Here is a 22467-nt window from a genome sequence, read left to right as displayed (position 1 = left end):
AATCAGTTAACCGTAATGATTGTGACGCGTAATCGAGGGGCTGGACAGGCAATGGCGGACAGGATTTCAACGAAGGGCGTTACGCCGGAGGACGATTTCGGCAGCGATGCGCTCGATCTGGTTGAAATCACCGGTGTGATCAAGTGGTTCGACGTCGCCAAGGGTTTCGGTTTCATCGTTCCCGATAACGGCATGCAGGATGTTCTCGTTCACGTGACCTGTCTGCGCCGCGATGGCTACCAGACGGTACTCGAAGGCGCCCGCGTCGTCGCCCTGATCCAGAAGCGCGATCGTGGTTACCAGGCCTTCCGCATCCTTTCCATGGACCAGTCGACGGCGGTTCATCCCTCGCAATTGCCGCCGGTCAAGACGCACGTCCAGGTGACGCCGACCAGCGGCCTGGAACGGTGCCTGGTGAAATGGTTCAATCGCACCAAGGGCTTCGGTTTCCTGACCCGCGGCGATGGCACCGAGGACATTTTCATCCACATGGAAACCCTGCGCCGCTTCGGCCTGACGGAGCTTCGGCCAGGCCAGACCGTGCTGGTGCGTTTCGGCGACGGGGACAAGGGCTTGATGGCGGCTGAAATCCATCCCGATGTGCCTGCTCCGACCGGAAGGGCACACTGATGAAAGGGCGCATTCTGCGCCACACCGGAAGCGCCCTCGTGGCGCTTTTTTTGTGCCTAGTCCCGTTTCTCGCCAGGGCCGACGTCGTCTTCGACCGCGCGCCGCTGATGGTCACGACGGCAGACGGCAAGGTCCATACCTTCACCGTCGAACTGGCGCTCGATCACGAACAGCGGGCGCAGGGGCTGATGTTCCGCCGCACGATGGCGAAGGACGCCGGCATGCTGTTTGATTTCGGCACGACGCGCCAGGTGATGATGTGGATGAAGAACACCTATCTGCCGCTTGATATGCTGTTCATCGCGCGCGACGGCAAGGTGATGACGGTGCGTGAGAACGCCGTGCCGCACTCCGAATCAATCATCGATTCCCGCGTTCCGGTCGCCTTTGTGCTCGAGCTCAATGCCGGCGTGGTCGAGCGCCTCGGGATTGCCGAAGGGGATCGTGTCGATGCGCCGCGCATTGCCGCCACGGTCCCGGCAGCCAAGCCCTGATCCCACATACCCATCAGCACGATTGTGCAATTTTGCTGTTGCAGGGGCAGGGGGAAGCGTGTATCTCCCCGCCATCGACGGGTCACGGAGTGTAGCGCAGCCTGGTAGCGCATCTGGTTTGGGACCAGAGGGTCGGGAGTTCGAATCTCTCCACTCCGACCATCGAATTTCTTCACACATCTCCATCTTTTCTGCGCACCCACTGACGCTTTGTCTGGGATGATAGAGGCTTGTGCCTCGGCCGCGAAACGCCGCAGACCCGCAAAATCCGAGAGAAAGCGCCGGAAAGTCATTCCGTTTTAATCCATTCTGCGCTATGGAATGCGCAGTGATCGACGGCGCTGCGCCGCCGCAATGAAAACCTGTGGAGCCAACCCGAGACATGTCCGCGAAAATCTATCGACCCGCAAAAACCGCCATGCAGTCTGGCAAGGCCAAGACGCATTTGTGGGTTCTTGAGTTCGATCAGGAAACGCCGCGCACGATCGATCCGATGATGGGCTATACGAGTTCGGCCGATACCCGCCAGCAGGTCAAGCTGACCTTCGAAACGGCGGAGCAGGCTGTGGCCTATGCCGTACGAAACGGCATCGAGTATCGTGTTATCGCGCCGAAGGAACCGACCCGCAAGAGCGTATCCTACAGCGACAATTTCCGCTTCAGCCGCACGCAGCCCTGGACACATTGATTGAAGCTCCAGTATTTCCGGAGGCCTGTCCTCCTGAAAGCGGCCCCTTAGCTCAGCTGGATAGAGCACCTGCCTTCTAAGCAGGTTGTCGCTGGTTCGAATCCAGCAGGGGTCGCCAGTTTTTAAAAACTCAACATTCCGCATCACAGCACGAAAAAGCCTATCACGGCGGCGATCGGCACGGGGACGCCGATCAACCAGACCAGCAATTCGCGGATCATGAACTGGCGATATTGCGCATCTGCAGGCGAGAGGCCGGGTTTGGCGACATGGGCTGTGGATGTAGGCACGACCTTCTCCTGGCTAGAAGCGGAATATACAGTGTCAGGATGACGATGATTTGCGAAACGCCTGTGAAACGGGACGGCGCGTGAATAATCGTTCCTTCGAATTGTGTCCTAACTCCGCACGCGCCCTTTCGTTCCAGCGCCGCGTGATTCGGCGGCGAGAGCGGCAGCGCCGCGAATCTGTGTGCTGGAACCAAGGAACCGGTCGCGCGTTCTGGCGGCATGGACCAGATTTTCGCCGACATGTTTCCCACGACGCAAATTCCCTACCCCGTGATCTTCGCGCGTTTCTGCGGCGCGATTTTCTTCGGCGGACTGATCGGCTTCGAGCGGGAGGCGCAAGACAAGGCCGCGGGGCTGCGCACGCATATTCTGATCAGCCTCGCCGCTGCGGTCTTCGCCATCATTTCCATCGAGAGTGTTCACATGCCGGGCCTGTCGGACGAGCAGGTTCGGATCGATCCGTTGCGCGTCGTCGAGGCCGTGACTGCGGGCGTGGCGTTTCTCGCGGCCGGGACCATCGTTCTTTCGGCCGGGCAGGTGCGCGGGCTGACCACGGGGGCGGGCATGTGGCTTGCCGGCGCGATCGGACTTGCGCTCGGTTTCGGGCACTGGCTGATCGCCGCTTTCGCGCTCGCGGCCGGCCTGACCGTGCTTTACGCCCTGGCCAAGGTTCAGGAGGTGTGGCGTGCCAAGCAATCGCCGTCGCCCCGGCAGACGGCGACAGACAGCGACCAGCACCAGAAATCCGCCAACTGAAAAAAACGGGCCGACGGCATCATCTGCCGATCGGCCCGTCCGGTAAAAGTCGGATAGGGGAATTTCCAGACGGTCGCAGTCTGAGCAGCCTGCGAACGGGAGGTCTCGTACAGTCTCATCATGCCTGATCGGCGATAAACGATTTGACATGAAGCGCAGGAAATTTGACATATTCCGAATGTCCTCAAAACAGATTTCAGACGCCCCGGTCGAGGTCGTCATCGTCATCCTGCCGGAATCGTCGATCATGTCGCTGGCCTCGGTGCTCGATCCCCTGCGCGCCGCCAACCGCGTGGCCGGGCATACGCTGTTTCGCTGGACAATCCTGTCGCCGGACGGTCAGGCCGTGCTTTTGACCTGTGGCGTGTCGATTGCCGTGGACGGCCTGTTCTCGGCGCGGGCGGCGGGCGATTTTCTGCTGGTGATCGGCGGCTTCAGTATCGAGCGTCATGCCGGAAAGATGTTTACCGCCAGTCTGCAGGCCGGCGCGCGTAATTTCTCCGTCGTGGCCGGAATAGAATCGGGCTGCTGGCTGTTGGCGCGTTCCGGTCTCGTCAACGGTCGCATCGCGACGGCCCATTGGGAGGAACTGGAGGATTTTGCCATGGCCTTTCCGGATGTTTCCGTGCGCGCCGACCGGTTCGTCACCGATGGCAAGTTCTGGACATCAGGCGGAGCATCACCCACTTTCGATATGATGCTGCATATGATCCGCCAGCGTTTTGGATCGGCCATCGCGCTCGATGTCGCCAGCATCTTCGTCTATGACGAAACGCATGCGGCGACCGATGCCCAGCCACTGGTCTCGCTCGGCCGGATCGAATCGTTTGATCCGGAACTGACGCGCGCCATCCGGTTGATGGAGCGGACGCTTGATCGGCCGTTGTCGATTACGGCGCTTGCCATGCGCGCCGGACAGTCGCAGCGCCGGCTGGAAATGCGCTTTGCCAAAGCGCTCGGGGTCAGTCCGGGAACCTATTATTTAAGACTGCGGTTGCAGGCGGCGCATCGCATGGTCAGCGACACCAGACTCAGCATACGCGACATCGCACTCCGCTGCGGCTTCGACAGCCTGTCGTCCTTCTCGCGCGCGTTCAAGAACCAGTATGGCGAAAGCCCGCTGAAACTGCGCAGGAATCACGATCGGATGTCATAAGCGTACAAGTTCAGTATATCGGGCAGGGCAAAGTGTAGGAAAGCAACAGGCGGCGTCCTTCGCCATCGGCGCGACCGGGATCGGGAAGCGCCGTTCGAAAAATGCCACAATCTTGCCCGCAAGGCTGCGGAAAGCCGACGGCGGCAATAGCTGACGGATGATTTTGCGCGGTGTGGCGCGAGGAGTGTTCAAGTGTATTGGTTGGGTCAGCATATCCGTGTCAGCGCAGCACTTGTGATCAGAGAAACGGCGGCTCGCTACGGCAGCAAGCCGGGCGGTTATATCTGGGCCATTCTCGATCCCCTGGCGCATGTCCTGATGATGACGACCATCTACCAGACGCTGGCGCGGACACCGGCGCTCGGCACCGATTTCGCCCTGTTCTTCGCCTCGGGCTATCTGCCATTCTCCGTCTATCAGCAGATGTCATCCTTCGTCGCCAGCGCGATCAGGGCCAACAGGAACCTGTTCTCCTATCCCGTCGTCTCGCCCTTCGACGCGGTCGTCGGTCGCTATGTCCTGCAACTGGTGACCTCGGTCGTGGTCATGATCGTCGTCTTTGCCATCTGCACGTCCGAGCCGCAACGCCTGGGCCAGTTGGATGCGGGAACCGCGGTGCTGGTGGTGATGCTCGCATCCATGCTTGGCGTCGGTGTCGGCATGGCCAATGTGGCACTGTTCAACGACTATCCGCTCTACGAGAAGATTTTCACACTCCTCAATCGTCCCATGTTCATGACATCGGGCGTTCTGTTCCTGCCCGACATGATGCCGCGTCCCTACAGCGATATTCTGCTGTGGAACCCGCTATCGCACGTCACCATGTGGTTCCGCACCGCCATCTACCCGGAATACACCGCCAACGGCCTCGACAAAACCTATGTCTTCGAATTCGCCGTCGCTCTGGTGATGCTCGGCCTGACGCTGTTCACCATGTCGAAATCGCTGCGGGAAGACCGGATTTGATGGGCGGTGGCCATGTGGCCTAAAAGAATGGCCAGATACGTCCCGCGCAAACGACAAGAAAGCAATGGGGCCGCCAAAAACGTGGCGGCCCCGTCGTGCTTCAAATGAAATTCTGCATGAAGCGGGCGCCGGATTTTACGGCATACTTCCGAACGAGTGCGGCGACTTCCTGAACGTTGTCGTTTTTGGACGACAAGGATGCTTCGACTTTTCGATCGGACATCGCGATCGGTTTGCCGAAAAGAGAGTTCGTATACTGGATTGACGCCAATAGCCGCGACTCCGACTCAGGATGAGCGCCTTTGTGCAGGCAACTCGTATCGACCAGCATGACAGAACCGGCCTTGCCCGTGATGCGTACCACGTCATCCGCCAATCCGGCTTGGGCAATCGAATCGTCCGTATGGCGACCGTCGGCCCAAAGATGCGGTGGCCGCTTGCGGTGCGTGCCGCGAACCAGCGTATGCGGGCCCGATGTCAGTTCCACATCCGTCAGGTAAACGAAAATCTTGACGAAACCGAGCCGATGCATGTCGTGATGAAACAACTGCGCGGTATCGGACAGTTCCTTGGCGTTCTTCGGTTTTACGAATGAATTCAGGATCGAGACCGGTGTGTTGAAGATAGGCGGCACGCCCATATAGGCTTGCACGATCGACATCAGGAGTGGATCCGATGCGATTTCGTACATCTCTTCAAAGGTCGTGGCGAAACGGGAGTTCAGTTTGATTTGCATGGGGGCGCCATCCTTGCCCTCCACCGCAGCCTGGACCGCGTCGCCATTGTCCTTGACGAGTTGGTTCATGATTTTGCTGGACAGGCTTTTGACGACGCTGTCCGGCAGGAAAACCTTGGATTTCCACCATCCATGCAACTCAAGATGCCGTGCCGCGCCATTGATGACCTTTGCCCAAGCATCGGAATTCTGGTCTTCACCATCTTCGCCGTTGAGCATTGTAACGGTGGTTTCGCCCTTTTCGCTGGGTTTTTTGACGTAGTCGCCGAACATCGTCTGCGACATGTCGTATTGCACCTTCCGGGTATGTGTCGCGAGGACGTCGGAAAACACCTTGTTGCTGCGGCCTTCGGTTTCGGTGTAAGCGGTACGAAAATTGGCGTAATCAGCTTCTGTCGAGCGTCCGCCTGAGGCGACGTAGGACCGCCATGATTCAATCATCCTGCGTGTGCGCCAATTTGGCGGCAGGTAACCGTCTATGTTCTTGTCAAGGTCGTCAATGGCCAATTGTTCGAGTTGAATACTGGCGTTGCGGGCTTCGATCAGCAGGCGGTCTGGAAAGGTATTCATTAAGTTCCTCCGAGTTTAATGCGTCAAGGGTTGCCTTCCTGAATAAAATGCGCGGCCTTGAAAGCTGAGACTATCCTGGAAACAACCCAATTTGCTACATGGCGCCCGTCGTCTTCTCTAAAGCTAAGGGGCGAATTTGCCATTACGATTTCATACGAGGGGAAATAAGTCACGTTGCTATATTTTCGCGCGAGTGCGCCGAGCGCAACCCGAAGTATGCTTTTGCTTTCTGTATTTGCAACGATAATATCGTCGTCGCCGAATGTGCGGCCAAGACCGACGGGAGAAACCGTCACAACGATGCGTGCGCCTGGCCGGACTGCATTGATAATGTCGACAACCCTCGCCATATTTTCGAGGTTTTCTTCGTAAGTCGACATGTAAAAGTCGGTCTCATCCGCACCGGAGCCGCCAGAATATCCAGGTTTTTGGCAGGCTATTTTGCCAGTTCGCTTGTTGCGAAATACTTCTGCCATTCCCATCGTCAGGAAGAAAACGGAAGCTTCCCGAATGCCTTGGTCAATGGCCTTGTCAACATGCTCGTTGGCTTCCAGCAAATCCTGAGGCGTTCGCGCCAGTATGAGTCTGCGATAGGGGTCTTGATAAACTGGCTGACCTGTTTCCCAATACTGATCCTTTGCAAGCCAGTAATCTTCTGGATCCCTGGTCCACTCCCCGATGTGGCGTTCAAATTCTTGTCGGATCGTGAAGGTATTGAAATAATCGCTGTGTGGACGTGCCGGCAGACGGTCAATGCGATATCGGTCATGCGCCATAGGTACGTTCTGCATGGGCGGACCGACATCAAGCCCTTCCGCGGTCAATGCCACTCTAATCCGTTCCGCGAAACAACTTCCTATGGTGAAGATCTTGTCTGACGGACCAAAAATCGGTTTTTTTGTAACCGTCAGCAATTTGTTGTTGTGATGCGTGCTCCAGCGAGGGTTTGGCGCGTCACGCGCCTGAATTTTTTGAATTGGCGCATCCTTGGGCGCCGGATCGTTTCCGATCGGTGCGGCATTATCATCGTCATTCAGCATGAGATGCCCCTAATCAAGTCAATCGTACGCACCATAGCCTCACCGCAATCCGCCATCAACATTAAATCATACGTTGCCGATGACACAATCAAGTCTCGGAAGGTGTAAGGCTCGGAACACAATCTTCCTTGCCGAGGCCTTGGTCGCGCGAGCGGTCGTTCAAAATGCGGTCGCTTCAGCGGCGGTCGGGGGGAAAGTGGCAGGTGCTTGCGGTTGTTTGGTAACCACGCAGCCTCGGCAGGTAACCACCTCAAAAAACGGAGGAGCGTTCCTATTTCTATAATGAAATCAAATGCTTCGAGTGGTGAGAGCGCAGGGATTCGAACCCTGGACCTACTGATTAAAAGTCAGTTGCTCTACCGGCTGAGCTACGCTCTCCCAAGACCGGGGCGCTTGCCCGGCGGAAGTGGGCGGACATATGCACAGCGGGTTCGTTTTGGTCAACCCAAAAATCAGATGAAAATGTAAAATCACCGATTGACGTAGAGATCGCCAAAAGGTGATTGGCATCGGTGGATGCATCGGCGCTAAGACGGCGCGGGCTTGGTACAGGCTGGAGTTTTGAACGAGTGTCGATCGCTGATATTTCCATCTGGACCGCTGTCCTGGCCGGTGCCTTGTCTTTTCTTTCGCCCTGCGTCCTGCCGCTCGTGCCGCCCTATCTCTGTTACATGGCTGGCATCTCCGTCGATCAGTTCCGTGGCGGCGAGGCACAGGTCGCAACAGTGGGGACCCGACGCGCGGTGTTCGGCGCCGCGTTTTTCTTCACGCTCGGCTTTGCCACCGTCTTCGTGGCACTCGGCGCCGGAGCCTCCTCCATCGGGCTCGTTCTGCGACAGCATATCGATATCCTCTCGCGTGTCGGCGGCATCGTCATCATCATCATGGGCCTGCATTTCCTCGGCGTGTTCCGCATCGGCCTTCTCGGCCGTGAAGCCCGGTTCCAGGGCGGTGGCAAGCCGGCGACGCTTTCGGGCGCCTATATCATGGGTCTTGCCTTCGCCTTCGGCTGGACACCCTGCATCGGCCCGGTGCTCGGCACGATCCTCGGCGTCGCTGCGGCCCGCGACACGGTGACGGACGGGGCGTTGCTGCTGGCCGTCTATTCGCTCGGGCTTGCCATACCGTTCTGGATTGCCGCCGGCTTTTCCGGCGCCTTCATGTCCTTCCTGTCGCGGTTCCGGCGCCATCTTGGGCTGGTCGAGAAAATGATGGGCGTGTTTCTGGTGCTTGCCGGCCTTGCCTTCGTCTTCGGCTTCATCAGTTCCATGGCCATCTGGTTTCAGCAAACCTTTCCCATCCTGATGCAAATCGGCTAAGCACGAGCTTCATCAGAGGCTTGCGCGTAAAATGGCTGAAATATCTGGTCTTGTCCTGCCGTTCTTCGGCCTGATCTTCGTGGGATACCTGACGGCCCGGTTGCGGCCGCATGCGGCCGGCGAGGGTGCCGGCGATGCCATGGGCTGGCTCAACACCTTTATCATTTACATCGCGCTGCCGGCCCTGTTCTTCAAGCTGGTGTCGAAGACTCCGATCGAGCTGCTGACCCGGTTCGATTTCGTCTTCACGTCGATGGGCGTGACTTACACGATCTTCGCATTCGTCTTCGCCGCCGGTTACGTCATCCGCCGCAATTCGCTGGCAGAATCGACCGTGCAGGGGCTGGCGGGCGCCTATGGCAATATCGGCTATATGGGGCCGGGCCTTGCGCTGCTTGCGCTCGGCGAGCCGGCGGCGGTGCCGGTGGCGCTGATCTTCTGTTTCGAAAACGTGGCTCATTTCATGGTCGCGCCGGCGATGATGGCGCTGGCAGGTGACGAAAAAAGTTCCGCCGGACCTCTGGTCATCAGCATTGCGAAGAGGATTGTGCTGCATCCCTTCATTCTGTCGACCCTTGCCGGCGTCGCGGCAGCTGCCATCGGCTTCCAGCCGCCCATTCCGGTGCAGAGGTTGATCGATTATCTGGCTCAGGCCGCCGCACCGTGTGCGCTGTTTGCCATGGGCGTGACGCTGGCGCTTCGGCCCCTGAAGCGCATTCCGGCCGAGATTGGCTATATCGTCCCGGCCAAGCTCGTGCTGCATCCGGTTCTGATGTATCTGGTGCTAAGTTTTGCCGGAAATTTCGAGCCGGTCTGGGTGCAGACGGCGGTGCTTCTCGCCTCGCTGCCGACGGCGACCAATGTCTTCGTCATCGGTCAGCAATACGGCGTCTGGCAAGAGCGGGCATCGGCAACCATCCTCATCACCACCGTCCTGTCGGTCGCGACCGTGACGATGCTACTTTATCTCATCAGCTCAGGCGCGTTGCCGGCTGATCTTTTCCCGTAAGCTGTTGCCGAACGATTTTATCGCGCTGCCGGGGTTGAGCCCCTCATGCATCATCAGATTGCGCAAGGGCGGAACGCTGGCGAGCGCCTGCATGCCGGCCGCCCGCAGCATCTGCACCGGCAGGAAATCGGACAGCAGGGATCGATTGAGCAGATCGACGCTGACCGTACGGGTCAGGATATCCGCCCGCCGCTTACGGTCGTATCGCTGGCCAAAATCGGCGGGAATGGCGCTGGACCCCAGCAAGGAAACAGCGGCCATGATGTCGCGCAGGCTAAGATTGAGCCCCTGCGCGCCGATCGGTGGAAAGGCATGGGCGGCTTCGCCGATCAGGATGGCGCGGCCCTTACCGAAGGACTTGGCCGCCATGCCGGAAAGGGGGAAGGACTGCGCAGCCGAATCTATGGTGACCTTGCCGAGCATCGACTGCATCCGCCGCTCGACGAGATCCGACAGCGCATCGGCGGACAGCGCCACTGTTGCCGCGGCATCATCCGGTTTGCGCACCCAGACCAGACTGGAGCGGGAGCCGGGCAGGGGAACCTGCGTAAACGGGCCATCCGGCGTGTGAAACTCCGTCGAAATGTTCTGGTGCGGCATCTGGTGGGCGAAGTTCAGCACGACGGCGCTCTGCGGATAGGACCAGTTGCGCACCTCGATCCCGGCGGCTTCGCGCACACCGGATTTGCGGCCGTCGGCGCCGACCACGAGGTCCGCCGTGATGCTGTGGCCATTGTCGAGCACGAGCGTTACCCGCTCGCCGGCAAAGTCGATCGCGGTGAGGCTGGCGACGATACGCGTCAGCGACGGTCGGCTTTCCGCCTCCGTTTCCAGAAGCGACAGGAAGGGAGCATTGGGAATATTGTAGCCGAAGGCATCGAGGCCGACTTCCGGGGCGTGGAATGTCACGGTTGGCGCGCGCAGCAATCGGTTGGTAGCGTCGATGATGCGCATGCTGGCAAGCGGCGCGGCGGAAGGCGCGATCCGGTCCCAGAGGCCGAGCTTGCGAACAAGGTCGAGCGACCGGTCCATCAGTGCCGTCGTGCGACCGTCCGCGCGGCCTGCTGCCGGCGCGACCAGGGCGACGCTGCGTCCGGTATCGGCAAGTGCAAGTGCTGCGAGCGATCCGGCCAGCCCGGCACCGACAACGACGATTTCATAGTGTTCCATGACGTCTGGTCCCTGTGATGCATGACGTATGAGTTACCCATTCATAGCCCTCGCAGCGAAGGAAGGAAATGGGATGAAATGGCGCAGAGGTCGGTTGTGGGTCCACAGATGATTGATCCGCTTTTCAGCCGTCCGGTGATTTTTGCTGGCAGCCAACCGGAAACGGTGCATAGTACCGCCGACACCGCACAGTAAAGGCGGATAGGAAGCGTGCGTCGTTGCAGCGGCTTTTTCAGCACGCTTCGGAAGAATGCGCAGAGTAAGGACAGGGTGCGTCTGCCGATGAAGTTTTTCAATTACAAGCGCGTGCCCTACGCGGAAATTCGCGCCTTTTCCGTCCATATTCTCACAGCATCCGGATCATTCCTGGCCTTCCTCGGTGTTGTAGCCGCAGCCGAACACCGGTTTGTCGACATGTTCTGGTGGCTCGGTCTGGCGCTGGCGGTCGATGGCATCGACGGGCCGATCGCCCGCAAGGTACGCGTCAAGGAAGTGCTGCCGAACTGGTCGGGAGATACGCTCGACAATGTCATCGACTACGTCACTTATGTGCTCTTGCCGGCCTTCGCGCTCTATCAGAGCGGCATGATCGGCGAGCCTTGGTCCTTTGTCGCGGCGGGCGCCATCGTCATGTCGAGCGCTATCTATTATGCCGATATGGGCATGAAGACGGACGAATATTTCTTTTCCGGTTTTCCCGTCGTCTGGAACATGGTGGTCTTCACGCTGTTCGTCATCGATGCCAGCGAACTGGCTGCTTCGATTGTCGTTTTCGTCTCGGTCGTGCTGACCTTCATGCCGATCAACTTCCTGCATCCGGTGCGCGTCCAGCGCCTGCGGCCCCTCAATCTCATCGTCTTTGCGATCTGGTCGGTCCTCAGCGGCTATGCGCTGCTGTTGCACTTCGACACGCCGGGATGGGTGGTCACAGGCGTCGTCGGCACCGGTCTTTATCTCTACGTCATCGGGTTCGTCTTGCAGTTGTTTCCCCGGCTTGGACGGGGTTGAGGAGGTTTCATGGCACAGGCCATCATGGTGCGTTCGCTCGGCGGACCGGAGGTTTTGAAGATCGAGGGCGTCACCCTGTCGGCGCCGGGACCGGGTGAAGTGCAGATCCGCCAGGTGGCGGTCGGTGTCAATTTCATCGACGTCTATTTCCGCACCGGCCTCTATAAATCGGCCGAGGGTCTTCCCTTCATCCCCGGCAAGGAAGGGGCGGGCATCGTCACCGCCGTCGGCGACAATGTCAGCACTTTCGCAGTCGGCGACCGCGTCGCCTATGCCTCGTCGGATGGCGCCTATTCCAGTGAGCGCAATATCGAGGTGTCGCAGCTGGTGAAGGTGCCGGATGACATCACGCTGGAAACGGCGGCGGCGATGATGCTGAAGGGCATGACGGCGCAATATCTGCTCAACCAGACCTTTAAGGTCGGTCCCGAAACGACGCTGCTGTTCCACGCTGCCGCCGGTGGTGTCGGTCTGATCGCTGGCCAATGGGCCAAATCGCTCGGCGCCACCGTCATCGGTACCGCAGGATCGCAGGACAAGATCGACCTTGCCCTCGCCCATGGTTATGACCATGTCATCAACTACCGCACCGACAATTTCGTGAGCCAGGTCAAGGAAATCACCCATGGCAAGGGTGTCGACGTCGTCTATGATTCCGTCGGCAAGGATACCTATCCGGCCTCGCTCGACTGCATCAAGCCGCGCGGCCTTTGGGTGAGTTTCGGCAATTCGTCCGGTCCGGTCGAGGGCGTGAATATCGGGATCCTCGCCCAGAAGGGCTCGCTGTTTGCCACGCGCCCAACGCTGTTCAGCTATGTCTCGACGCGCGCCGCGCTGGAGGCATGTGCAAACTCCCTGTTTGATGTTGTGCAAAGCAACAAAGTGCGTATCAATATAAACCAGACCTATGCGCTTGCCGATGCAAGCGAGGCGCATGCGGATCTCGAAGCAAGAAAAACGAGTGGAACAACCCTGCTGATTCCCTGAGACAAGCCGGAGAGGCGGCCAGGGCGGCAGAGCATGAGAAAAGAGGGGCGGCGTGTCGGTTGAGGGACAATCCGTGAACGGGCCATTGCTGGCCGTTGGCCAACTGACGAAACTGTTCGGCACATTTGCAGCCTGCAACGGAATCGATCTCGATATCAGGCCCGGTGAAATTCATGCACTGCTCGGCGAAAACGGCGCCGGCAAGTCGACCCTCGTCAAGATGCTGTTCGGCGTGCTTGCCCCGACCAGCGGCGAGATCGTCTGGCAAGGACAGCCGGTCAGGATCACCAGCCCGAGTGCGGCACGAAAACTCGGCATCGGCATGGTCTTTCAGCATTTTTCGCTGTTCGAGGCGCTGACGGTCGCCGAAAATATCGCGCTGTCGATGGATCCCGGCGTATCGCTGTCGAGGATCGCCAGGGAAGCCTCCGACCTATCGCGCGCCTACGGGCTGCCGCTCGATCCCAACGCCCATGTCGCCGATCTCTCCGTCGGGGAACGCCAGCGGATCGAGATCGTCCGAGCACTCCTGCAGAACCCCAAGCTGATCATCCTCGACGAGCCGACCTCGGTGCTGACGCCGCAGGAGGCCGACCGGCTGTTCGAAACGCTGAACAAGCTGAAGGCCGAGGGACGCTCCGTTCTCTATATCAGCCACCGGCTGGAAGAAGTGCAGCGCATCTGCGATCGCGCCACCGTTCTGCGCCACGGCAAGGTGACCGGCGCCTGCGATCCGCGCCAGGAAACGCCGGCCTCGCTCGCCCGCATGATGGTCGGCAGTGATGTCGCGCATGTGACGCCGCAAGGAACCAACGCCAAGGGGACGATCAAGCTCGAGGCTCGCAACCTGTCGGCCGTCGCCCGCACGCCCTTTGCGGTCGCGCTGAAGGACATCTGTCTGAAGGTGCATGCCGGCGAGGTGCTGGCGATTGCAGGCGTCGCCGGAAATGGACAGGGCGAGCTTTTCGATGCCCTGTCAGGCGAATATCCCGCCGATCGCGATGATGCCATCCGGATTTCCGACAAGCCGGTCGGGATACGCGGCATCAATGCGCGCCGGTTGATGGGCGCCGGTTTCGTGCCCGAAGAACGCCACGGCCATGCGGCGGTTTCCGCCCTGTCGCTCTCCGACAACCTCGTTCTGGCGCGCCACCGGTCCGACCGCCGCGCCTTTTTGGGCGGCGGCTTTCTCGGGCTCATTCGTCAGGACGCCGTCAGGATGGCGGCAACGCGTATTTCCGAGACCATGGATGTGCGCAAGAGCGGCGAAAATCCGCCTGCAGGATCGCTGTCGGGCGGCAACCTGCAGAAGTTCATCGTCGGGCGCGAGCTCGACCGGCAGCCGACGGTGCTGATCGTCAATCAGCCGACCTGGGGCGTGGATGCGGGGGCGGCCAGCCGCATCCGCCAGGCACTCGTCGATCTCGCCAAGTCCGGCTCGGCCGTTCTGGTGATCAGCCAGGATCTCGATGAGATTTTCGAGGTCGCGACCGAGATCGCCGTGATCAGCGAAGGCCGACTCTCCGACATCTATCCGGCCGGCGAACTGTCGCGCGAAAAGATCGGGCTGTTGATGGGCGGGATGCATGGCAAGGCCGAGACTGCGGAGATGGCGCATGCGCATTGAACTTGAACGGCGGCCCGACGTCTCCCGGCTGTTTTCCTTCCTGTCGCCGTTGATTGCACTGGCGCTGACGATCTTCTTCGGCGGCATCATGTTCATGCTGCTCGGCAAGGACCCGCTGGCGGCGCTCTACAGCTTCTTCATCGAACCTCTGATGGAAGTCTGGTCGCTGCATGAACTGGCGATCAAGGCCGCCCCTTTGATTTTGATCGCGGTCGGCCTTTCGGTCTGTTACCGCTCCAACAACTGGAATATCGGCGCCGAAGGCCAGTTTATCATGGGGGCAATCGCCGGCTCGATCTTGCCGGTCGTGTTCTACGACTGGCAGTCGCCGCTGGTGCTGCCGCTGATGATGATCCTCGGCATGCTCGGCGGTGCGCTGTTTGCCGCCATTCCGGCCTTTCTCAAGGCACATCTCAACACCAATGAAATCCTGACCAGCCTGATGCTGGTCTATGTGGCTCAGCTTTTTCTTGACTGGCTGGTGCGCGGCCCCTGGCGCAATCCGGGTGGCATGAACTTTCCCGAGACCCGCACCTTTGATGCAACCGCCGTCCTGCCGGAAATGATCGCGTCCGGACGCGCCCATTGGGGTTTCGGTTTCGCGCTGATCGCCGCCATCCTGGTCTGGTTCATGATGCGCTACACGCTGAAGGGCTTCGAGATCACCGTGCTTGGACAGTCCGCGCGGGCAGGGCGCTTTGCCGGGTTTTCCTCGCGCAAGATGATCTGGTTTTCCATGCTGCTTTCCGGCGCGCTCGCCGGCCTTGCCGGCATTGCCGAGGTCAGTGGCGCGATCCAGCAATTACGGCCGGTGATTTCGCCCGGCTACGGCTTCACCGCCATCATCGTCGCCTTCCTCGGTCGGCTCAATCCGCTGGGAATCGTCGTTGCCGGCCTTGTCCTGGCGCTGACTTATCTCGGCGGGGAGGCAGTGCAGGTGTCCCTGCAGGTTTCCGACAAGCCGATCAGGGTCTTCCAGGGGCTTCTGCTGTTCTTCGTGCTCTCCTGCGATACGCTGATCCACTACAAGATCCGGATGATGTGGTACGATTTGAACGAGACAGCGGGTAAGGGGGCGCGCTGATGGGTATCGTCGAAGCCATTCTGTTGACGGTGATCACGGCGGCAACGCCGCTTGTCCTGGCGGCGATCGGGGAACTGGTGACCGAACGCTCCGGTGTGCTCAACCTCGGTGTCGAGGGCATGATGGTGATAGGTGCCGCAGGCGCCTTCATCGTCACGCAAGCGACAGGATCCCCCTATATCGGCATTTTGGCCGGCATCGCATTCGGTGCGCTGTTCTCCCTGTTGTTCGGCTTCCTGACGCTGACGCTGGTTACCAATCAGGTTGCCACAGGATTGGCGCTGACCATTCTAGGGCTTGGCGTTTCCAGCATGATCGCTGAACCCTATCTCGGCCAATCCGGAATCAAGCTGCCACAGATCGTCTGTCCGGTCTTGTCGGATATCCCGTTTCTAGGCGCCGTGCTGTTCAAGCAGGATCTGATTTTCTACCTCTCGATCGCGCTGGTCGCAGGCGTCAACTGGTTCCTGTTCAAAAGCCGTGCGGGTCTAAAACTCCGCTCGGTCGGCGACAGCCATTCGTCCGCCCATGCGCTCGGTATCAATGTCATCCGCACGCGGTATCTGGCCGTCATGTTCGGCGGCGCCTGCGCCGGTCTGGCGGGCGCACAGTTGTCGCTGGTCTATACGCCGCAATGGGTGGAAAACATGTCGGCGGGCCGCGGCTGGATCGCCCTGGCGCTGGCGGTCTTCGCCTCCTGGCGGCCCTGGCGGATCGTGGCGGGCGGTTATCTGTTTGGCGCCGTGTCGATCAGCCAGCTTTATGCACAGGCCTACGGCGTCGCAATTCCATCGCAGTTCCTTTCTGCTCTTCCCTATCTGGCGACAATTGTCGTACTTATCCTCATCTCGCACAATCGGCGCATGACGCTGATCAACACGCCGGCAGCGCTGGGAAAACCCTTCGTGCCCGACCGGTGATCAAAAACACTGACAGAATACTCAAACCGACAGGGGTCAAAATGAAAAAACTTCTCCTCGCACTCGCAACCACGGCGGCCGTCATCGGTTTTTCCGTCCCGGCCAGCGCCGCCGACAAGGCCAAGATCTGCTTCATCTATGTCGGTTCGAAGACAGATGGCGGCTGGACGCAGGCCCATGATATCGGCCGCCAGGAACTTGAAAAGTCGCTCGGCGACAAGATCGAGACCCAGTTTCTCGAAAACGTTCCGGAAGGCCCGGATGCCGAGCGTGCCATCGAGCGTTTCGCCCGTTCCGGCTGCGGCCTGATCTTCACCACTTCGTTCGGCTTCATGGACGCGACCGTCAAGATCGCCGCGAAATTTCCGGACGTGAAGTTCGAGCATGCGACGGGCTACAAGACCGCGCCGAACCTTGCGACCTACAACAGCCGCTTCTATGAAGGCCGTTATATCCAGGGTCAGATCGCCGCCAAGATCTCGCAGAAGGGCGTCGCCGGCTACATCGCCTCCTTCCCGATCCCGGAAGTCGTGATGGGCATCAACGCCTTCGTCACCGGTGCGCGCTCGATCAATCCGGACTTCAAGATCAAGGTCGTCTGGGCCAACACCTGGTTCGACCCGGGCAAGGAAGCCGATGCAGCCAAGGCGCTGATCGACCAGGGCGTCGATGTTCTGACGCAGCACACCGACACGACCGCGCCGATGCAGGTTGCCGCAGAACGTGGCATCAAGGCTTTCGGTCAGGCCTCCGACATGATCAAGGCCGGTCCGGAAACCCAGTTGACGGCGATCGTCGATACCTGGGGTGCCTATTACATCAAGCGCACGCAGGCCTTTATCGACGGCAAGTGGGAAACCACGTCGAGCTGGGACGGCCTGAAGGACGGTATTCTGACAATGGCGCCCTACACCAACATGCCCGACGACGTGAAGGCCATGGCCGAGGCCACCCAGGCAAAGATCGAGTCGGGCGAACTGAAGCCCTTCACCGGCCCGCTGAAGAAGCAGGACGGTTCGGAATGGCTGGCAGCCGGCGCGTCGTCGGATGACGGCACGCTGCTCGGCATGAATTTCTACGTCGAGGGCGTGGACGACAAGTTGCCGCAATAAGCTTTTCGGCTTCATGAGAGTGCAATCAGGGAGGGTGGCCATCGGCTGCCCTCTTTTGATTCCGGCTTGAGAAAATTTGCGCAGATTTCGCAAAAACCCGGTTTACATAAATCATATAGTATGATTTTTTACCGGTGCTGCGAAGCGCAGCTTTCTTTGGGAGGAAATCATGAAATTGAAGACAGCACTCGCGAGTGCCACGATTCTGGCTGCCTGCATGTTCGGCTCGGCATCGGCTGCCGATTTGACGATCGGTTTTTCGCAGATTGGCTCTGAATCCGGCTGGCGCGCGGCAGAAACGACGCTGACCAAGCAGCAGGCTGAAAAGCGCGGCATCGACCTGAAGTTCGCCGATGCGCAGCAGAAGCAGGAAAACCAGATCAAGGCTCTGCGTTCGTTCATCGCCCAGGGCGTCGATGCCATTCTGATTGCTCCGGTTGTGGCGACCGGCTGGGATGAAGTCCTGACCGAAGCCAAGGACGCCGAAATCCCGGTCATCCTGCTCGACCGTACTGTCGACTCGTCCGACGATCTTTACCTGACCGCCGTCACCTCCGACCTCGTTCACGAAGGCAATGTTGCCGGCAAGTATCTGGTCGATACCGTTGGCGACAAGGCCTGTAACGTCGTCGAATTGCAGGGCACGACGGGCTCGTCGCCGGCCATCGATCGCAAGAAGGGCTTCGAGGAAGCGCTGAAGGGGCACGACAACCTGAAGATCATCCGCAGCCAGACCGGCGACTTTACCCGCACCAAGGGCAAGGAAGTCATGGAAAGCTTCCTGAAGGCGGAAGACGGCGGCAAGAACATCTGCGCCCTCTATGCTCATAACGACGACATGGCTGTCGGCGCGATCCAGGCCATCAAGGAAGCTGGCCTGAAGCCGGGCACGGACATCCTCGTCGTTTCGATCGACGCTGTTCCGGATATCTTCCAGGCCATGGCTGCGGGCGAGGCCAACGCCACCGTCGAACTGACCCCGAACATGGCTGGCCCGGCGCTCGACGCGCTCGACGCCTTCCTGAAGGACGGCACCAAGCCGGCCAAGTGGATCCAGACGGAATCGAAGCTCTACACGCAGGCTGACGATCCGCAGAAGGTCTACGAAGAAAAGAAGGGCCTCGGCTACTAAGAGACTGCCGGCATCGCACTGGTTTTCGCCCGCAATCCTGAGTTTGCGGGCGGATTCGGCGGGATGCCGGCATGTTCCCTTCGCCAGTATCCCGCCGCCGCATGTCAATGTGCGCTCTAAGGCGCGAAATTCGCTGCGACCCGCCCCGCCGTGTTTCGTCCGGCGCGATGGTCGGTGGCATATTCCGCGGCAATCCGTAAAGTCCGGGTGACCTTGCGTTTCTCGAGAAGCCGGTTTCATGCAGAACACCACAAACGATATTCTCGTCGCCTCAGGGATCGTGAAGACCTTCCCGGGTGCGATCGCGCTGAACAAGGTGAATTTCTCGCTGCGCCGCGGCGAGGTCCATGCGCTCCTTGGCGAAAATGGCGCAGGCAAGTCCACGCTCATCAAATGCATGACCGGCGCCTACCGCCGCGACGCGGGAACGCTGACCCTCGATGGCGAGGAGATCGATCCGCGCGATACGCTCGACGCCCAGAAGCTCGGGATCGGCACGGTCTACCAGGAGGTCAACCTTCTTGGAAACCTGAGCGTTGCCGAAAACCTCTTTCTCGGCCGCCAGCCGCGCCGTTTCGGGCTCATCAACACCGGCGAAATGCGCCGGCGCGCGGAGGCGCTGCTTGCCCAGTACGGGGTCGATATCAATGTCTCGGTGGCGCTCGAAAGCTATTCCGTCGCCATCCAGCAAGTCGTGGCGATCGCCCGTGCCGTCGATCTCTCCGGCAAGGTCCTGATCCTCGACGAGCCGACGGCAAGCCTCGACGCGCAGGAAGTCGAGATGCTGTTCCGCATCGTCCGCGACCTGAAGGCGAGGGGCCTGGGCATCGTCTTCATCACCCACTTCCTCGAACAGGTCTATGACCTCACCGACCGCATCACCGTTCTGCGCAATGGTCAACTGGTGGGTACACGCGAAACTGCGTCCCTGCCGCGCCGCGACCTGGTGACGATGATGCTCGGCCATGAATTGCAATCCGTCGAGAAGGCGGTCGCCGACACGGAAACCGCCAGCGGGCCGGTGCAATTCCGGTTCTCGAACTATGGAAAAAACGGCAAGATCAAACCGTTCGATCTGAACGTCCGCAAGGGCGAAGTTGTCGGGATCGCCGGCCTTCTCGGCTCCGGCCGCACCGAGACGGCGGAGTTGCTGTTCGGCGTGCACAGCGCTGACAGTGGCACAGCGGAGATCGGCGGCAGGTCTGTTACCCTGTCGTCGCCCCGCGCAGCCATCGCGGAAGGGTTCGGATTCTGTCCGGAGGACCGAAAGATGGACGGCATCATCGGCGAACTCTCCGTCCGCGAAAATATCGCGCTCGCCCTGCAGGCCCGGCGCGGCTGGGCGCGGCCGCTGTCCATGTCCGAGCAAAATGCACTGGCAGACCGCTATATCAAGGCGCTCGACATTCGCACCACCGACCGTGAAAAGCCGATCCGGCTCCTGTCGGGTGGCAATCAGCAGAAAGCCATTCTGGCGCGCTGGCTGGCGACCAATCCGGAATTTCTGATTCTCGACGAACCGACGCGGGGCATCGATGTCGGCGCCCATGCCGAAATCATTCGCCTGATCGAGGATCTCTGCGCGCAAGGCATGTCGCTCATCGTCATCTCCTCGGAACTTGAGGAACTCGTCGCTTACAGTTCCCGCATCATCGTGCTGCGCGACAGGGCCCATGTGGCCGAACTGACCGGCAGCGAAATCACCACCGAACATATCGTCAATGCCATTGCTGCGGCGAACCACGCAGGAGAAGCGCGATGATCGATAGCGCAAAACGTCTGGGCCGGCGGCTGATGCCGCAATTCATAGCCCTGGCGATCATCCTGGTGTTGATCCGGCTGGTCTTTCCGGATTTCTTCTCGCTTGAAATCCAGAATGGCCGGCTTTACGGCAGTCTCATCGACATTCTCAATCGCGGTGCACCGGTGGCTCTTCTCGCCGTCGGCATGACCGTCGTCATCGCGACGAAGGGCATTGATCTGTCCGTCGGCGCGGTGATGGCGATCTGCGGCGCGGTCGCGGCCGCCTCCAGCGTGCGCGGCGACCCGTTGGTGATGACGCTGGTACTGGCGATCGGTACTGGCCTCATCTGCGGCGTCTGGAACGGCTTCCTCGTCTCGGTCCTCAACATCCAGCCGATCATCGCGACGCTGGTGCTGATGGTTGCCGGGCGCGGCATCGCGCAGCTGGTGACCGAAGGCGCGATCCTGACGTTCAACGATCCCGGCCTGATCTTCATCGGCAGTGGCGCGTTTCTGGGCCTGCCCATGCCGGTGGTCATCTGGCTGGTGTTCGGCACTGTCGTGGCGCTGCTGGTCCGGCGCACGGCGCTCGGCATGCTGATCGAGGCCGTCGGCATCAACCGCCGTGCCTCGACGCTGTCGGGCATTCGCACCCCGCTGCTGCTGATGGCCGCCTATATGCTGTCCGGTCTCTGCGCGGCGCTGGCAGGCGTGATCGTCGCCGCCGACATTCGCGGCGCTGACGCCAATAATGCCGGGCTCTGGCTCGAACTCGACGCCATCCTCGCCGTCGTTGTCGGCGGTACATCGCTGCTCGGCGGCCGTTTCAGCATCGTCGCGTCGCTGATCGGCGCCATGATCATTCAGGCCGTCAATACCGGCATCCTGTCGTCCGGCTTCCCGCCGGAATTCAACCTGATCATCAAGGCCGCGATCATCGTCATCATCCTCGTCATCCAGTCGCCGCGCGTGCAGGCCGGGCTGACGTTCCTCAGCCGAAAAACGGTCCGCAGGGACATCGCAGAGCAGTCCGTCCGATGAACCAGAAATATCTTCCCCTGATCGCCACGATCGTCATCTTCGTCGTCTCCTATGCGGCATGCGCGGCGCAATATCCGAATATCCTGTCCACCCGGGTGATCGGCAATCTCCTGACCGACAACGCCTTTCTCGGCATTGCCGCGGTCGGAATGACCTTTGTCATCCTGTCGGGCGGCATCGATCTGTCGATCGGCTCGGTCATAGCCTTCACCGGCATTTTCCTGGCGGTGATGCTAGAGAGCACCAGCATCCACCCGTTGGCCGCCTTCGCACTGGTTCTCGTCATCACCTCGCTGTTCGGCGCTGTCATGGGAGCGATCATCCATTACCTGGAAATGCCGGCCTTCATCGTCACGCTCGCCGGCATGTTCCTGGCGCGCGGCATGGCGTTCGTTTTGTCGATCGACTCGATTCCGATCAAGCATCCGTTCTATGCGACGATGAAGACGTTTTACTACAAGCTGCCTGGCGGTGGCCGTATCACGCTGATCGGCGGTGTCATGCTCCTGGTCTTTGCCTTGGGCATCCTGATCGCGCAGCGGACCCGTTTCGGCACCAATGTCTATGCGCTTGGCGGCGGCCCGCAGACCTCGGCGCTGATGGGGGTTCCGGTTGGTCGAACGACGATCATGATCTACGGACTGTCGGGCTTTCTCGCCGGGCTTTCGGGAATCGTTTATTCGCTATACACATCAGCAGGTTATTCGCTCGCCACGGTTGGGGTCGAGCTGGATGCCATCGCCGCCGTGGTCATTGGCGGAACGCTTCTGACAGGGGGCGCCGGGTTTGTGGGAGGAACACTCGTCGGCGTCTTGATACAGGGACTGATCCAGACCTACATCACCTTCGATGGTTCGCTTTCGAGTTGGTGGACGAAAATTCTGATCGGTGCTTTGCTCTTTGCGTTCATTCTCATGCAAAAGGGCATCCTGTTTGTTTCGCGGCGGAACAAAAAGTATTCCTGAGGGGGGAGTTGCTTGCGTAAAGGT

Annotated in this window: 22 protein-coding genes and 3 tRNA genes; 20 read left to right on the top strand and 5 right to left on the bottom strand. The window is 59.9% G+C overall.

The genetic code is table 11. The features are described 5' to 3' along the window. Positions 1–51: 51 nt before the first annotated feature. The 5 genes from ACST81_RS14165 (at position 52) to ACST81_RS14145 (ending at position 1930) form a co-directional block, all read left to right on the top strand. Positions 52–630 (top strand): cold-shock protein, encoded by a 579-nt coding sequence (locus ACST81_RS14165; protein WP_325463133.1) that lies wholly within the window; start codon positions 52–54, stop codon positions 628–630. After that, positions 630–1124, top strand: a complete 495-nt coding sequence (locus ACST81_RS14160; RefSeq protein ID WP_438748646.1) for a DUF192 domain-containing protein — start codon at positions 630–632, stop codon at positions 1122–1124. Before ACST81_RS14165 ends, ACST81_RS14160 begins: the two co-directional genes overlap by 1 nt. Positions 1125–1209: 85 nt before the next feature. After that, positions 1210–1286: transfer RNA gene (locus ACST81_RS14155), tRNA-Pro, on the top strand. A 220-nt stretch (positions 1287–1506) separates the two neighbouring features. Then, a complete protein-coding gene (locus ACST81_RS14150) occupies positions 1507–1812 on the top strand; it encodes an ETC complex I subunit (RefSeq protein ID WP_325463163.1) in 306 nt (101 codons plus the stop codon). 41 nt (positions 1813–1853) lie between these two features. Continuing rightward, positions 1854–1930: transfer RNA gene (locus tag ACST81_RS14145), tRNA-Arg, on the top strand. A gap of 25 nt (positions 1931–1955) precedes the next feature. Here ACST81_RS14145 and ACST81_RS14140 read toward each other — a convergent pair. After that, positions 1956–2102: a hypothetical protein gene (locus tag ACST81_RS14140; RefSeq protein ID WP_438748645.1), complete on the bottom strand. Its 147-nt coding sequence runs from the start codon at positions 2100–2102 to the stop codon at positions 1956–1958. 219 nt (positions 2103–2321) lie between these two features. Between ACST81_RS14140 and ACST81_RS14135 the strand changes: the two genes are divergently transcribed. The 3 genes from ACST81_RS14135 to ACST81_RS14125 all read left to right on the top strand — a co-directional run bounded on the left by ACST81_RS14135 (position 2322) and on the right by ACST81_RS14125 (position 4980). Then, a complete protein-coding gene (locus tag ACST81_RS14135; protein WP_438748644.1) occupies positions 2322–2858 on the top strand; it encodes an MgtC/SapB family protein in 537 nt (178 codons plus the stop codon). A gap of 178 nt (positions 2859–3036) precedes the next feature. Next, complete coding sequence (locus ACST81_RS14130; protein ID WP_438748642.1) at positions 3037–4014, top strand: GlxA family transcriptional regulator; 978 nt, start codon at positions 3037–3039, stop codon at positions 4012–4014. Positions 4015–4206: 192 nt separating this feature from the next. Beyond that, positions 4207–4980 (top strand): ABC transporter permease, encoded by a 774-nt coding sequence (locus tag ACST81_RS14125; RefSeq protein WP_438748640.1) that lies wholly within the window; start codon positions 4207–4209, stop codon positions 4978–4980. A 100-nt stretch (positions 4981–5080) separates the two neighbouring features. Here ACST81_RS14125 and ACST81_RS14120 read toward each other — a convergent pair whose 3' ends face one another. From ACST81_RS14120 to ACST81_RS14110, 3 genes are all read right to left on the bottom strand, one after another. Then, positions 5081–6286 (bottom strand): phytanoyl-CoA dioxygenase family protein, encoded by a 1206-nt coding sequence (locus ACST81_RS14120; RefSeq protein ID WP_438748639.1) that lies wholly within the window; start codon positions 6284–6286, stop codon positions 5081–5083. 23 nt (positions 6287–6309) lie between these two features. After that, entirely contained in the window at positions 6310–7326 is a 1017-nt protein-coding gene (locus ACST81_RS14115) for a GSCFA domain-containing protein (RefSeq protein ID WP_438748638.1), read from the bottom strand. A 302-nt stretch (positions 7327–7628) separates the two neighbouring features. After that, a tRNA-Lys gene (locus tag ACST81_RS14110) sits at positions 7629–7704 on the bottom strand. 191 nt (positions 7705–7895) lie between these two features. Here ACST81_RS14110 and ACST81_RS14105 point away from each other — a divergent pair. Next, positions 7896–8645: a cytochrome c biogenesis CcdA family protein gene (locus tag ACST81_RS14105; RefSeq protein WP_438748636.1), complete on the top strand. Its 750-nt coding sequence runs from the start codon at positions 7896–7898 to the stop codon at positions 8643–8645. A gap of 31 nt (positions 8646–8676) precedes the next feature. Continuing rightward, the gene (locus ACST81_RS14100; RefSeq protein ID WP_438748634.1) at positions 8677–9654 is read left to right on the top strand and encodes an AEC family transporter; all 978 of its coding nucleotides are present in this window, start codon (positions 8677–8679) and stop codon (positions 9652–9654) included. Here ACST81_RS14100 and ACST81_RS14095 read toward each other — a convergent pair. Beyond that, a complete protein-coding gene (locus ACST81_RS14095; RefSeq protein ID WP_438748632.1) occupies positions 9622–10824 on the bottom strand; it encodes a UbiH/UbiF family hydroxylase in 1203 nt (400 codons plus the stop codon). The two genes, ACST81_RS14100 and ACST81_RS14095, sit on opposite strands and share 33 nt — an antisense overlap. 282 nt (positions 10825–11106) lie before the next feature. Between ACST81_RS14095 and pcsA the strand changes: the two genes are divergently transcribed. The 10 genes from pcsA to yjfF all read left to right on the top strand — a co-directional run bounded on the left by pcsA (position 11107) and on the right by yjfF (position 22443). Beyond that, positions 11107–11832, top strand: a complete 726-nt coding sequence (gene pcsA / locus ACST81_RS14090; RefSeq protein WP_438748630.1) for a phosphatidylcholine synthase — start codon at positions 11107–11109, stop codon at positions 11830–11832. Positions 11833–11841: 9 nt separating this feature from the next. After that, the gene (locus ACST81_RS14085; protein ID WP_438748627.1) at positions 11842–12819 is read left to right on the top strand and encodes a quinone oxidoreductase family protein; all 978 of its coding nucleotides are present in this window, start codon (positions 11842–11844) and stop codon (positions 12817–12819) included. 52 nt (positions 12820–12871) lie between these two features. Next, positions 12872–14446 (top strand): ABC transporter ATP-binding protein, encoded by a 1575-nt coding sequence (locus ACST81_RS14080; RefSeq protein WP_438748625.1) that lies wholly within the window; start codon positions 12872–12874, stop codon positions 14444–14446. Then, positions 14436–15530 (top strand): ABC transporter permease, encoded by a 1095-nt coding sequence (locus tag ACST81_RS14075; protein WP_438748623.1) that lies wholly within the window; start codon positions 14436–14438, stop codon positions 15528–15530. The genes ACST81_RS14080 and ACST81_RS14075 overlap by 11 nt, the downstream gene beginning before the upstream one ends. Further along, the gene (locus tag ACST81_RS14070; protein ID WP_438748620.1) at positions 15530–16450 is read left to right on the top strand and encodes an ABC transporter permease; all 921 of its coding nucleotides are present in this window, start codon (positions 15530–15532) and stop codon (positions 16448–16450) included. Before ACST81_RS14075 ends, ACST81_RS14070 begins: the two co-directional genes overlap by 1 nt. Before the next feature lie 41 nt (positions 16451–16491). Continuing rightward, positions 16492–17562, top strand: a complete 1071-nt coding sequence (locus tag ACST81_RS14065; protein WP_438748618.1) for a BMP family ABC transporter substrate-binding protein — start codon at positions 16492–16494, stop codon at positions 17560–17562. Between the two features lie 169 nt (positions 17563–17731). Further along, positions 17732–18694, top strand: a complete 963-nt coding sequence (ytfQ, locus tag ACST81_RS14060; RefSeq protein WP_325463150.1) for a galactofuranose ABC transporter, galactofuranose-binding protein YtfQ — start codon at positions 17732–17734, stop codon at positions 18692–18694. Positions 18695–18932: 238 nt separating this feature from the next. Further along, positions 18933–20456 carry a galactofuranose ABC transporter, ATP-binding protein YtfR gene (gene ytfR, locus ACST81_RS14055; RefSeq protein WP_438748615.1) on the top strand — a complete coding sequence of 508 codons (1524 nt, stop codon included), beginning with the start codon at positions 18933–18935 and terminating at the stop codon, positions 20454–20456. Further along, on the top strand, positions 20453–21478 hold the full coding sequence (locus ACST81_RS14050; RefSeq protein WP_438748612.1) for an ABC transporter permease: 1026 nt from the start codon (positions 20453–20455) through the stop codon (positions 21476–21478). The genes ytfR and ACST81_RS14050 overlap by 4 nt, the downstream gene beginning before the upstream one ends. Then, positions 21475–22443: a galactofuranose ABC transporter, permease protein YjfF gene (gene yjfF / locus ACST81_RS14045; protein ID WP_438748609.1), complete on the top strand. Its 969-nt coding sequence runs from the start codon at positions 21475–21477 to the stop codon at positions 22441–22443. Before ACST81_RS14050 ends, yjfF begins: the two co-directional genes overlap by 4 nt. Positions 22444–22467 lie beyond the last annotated feature (24 nt).

The organism is Pararhizobium sp. O133, from assembly GCF_051669845.1.
GTDB lineage: Bacteria > Pseudomonadota > Alphaproteobacteria > Rhizobiales > Rhizobiaceae > Pararhizobium.
Note: the sequence above shows the minus strand (reverse complement) of the source record. Positions and strands in the feature narration are given on the sequence as shown.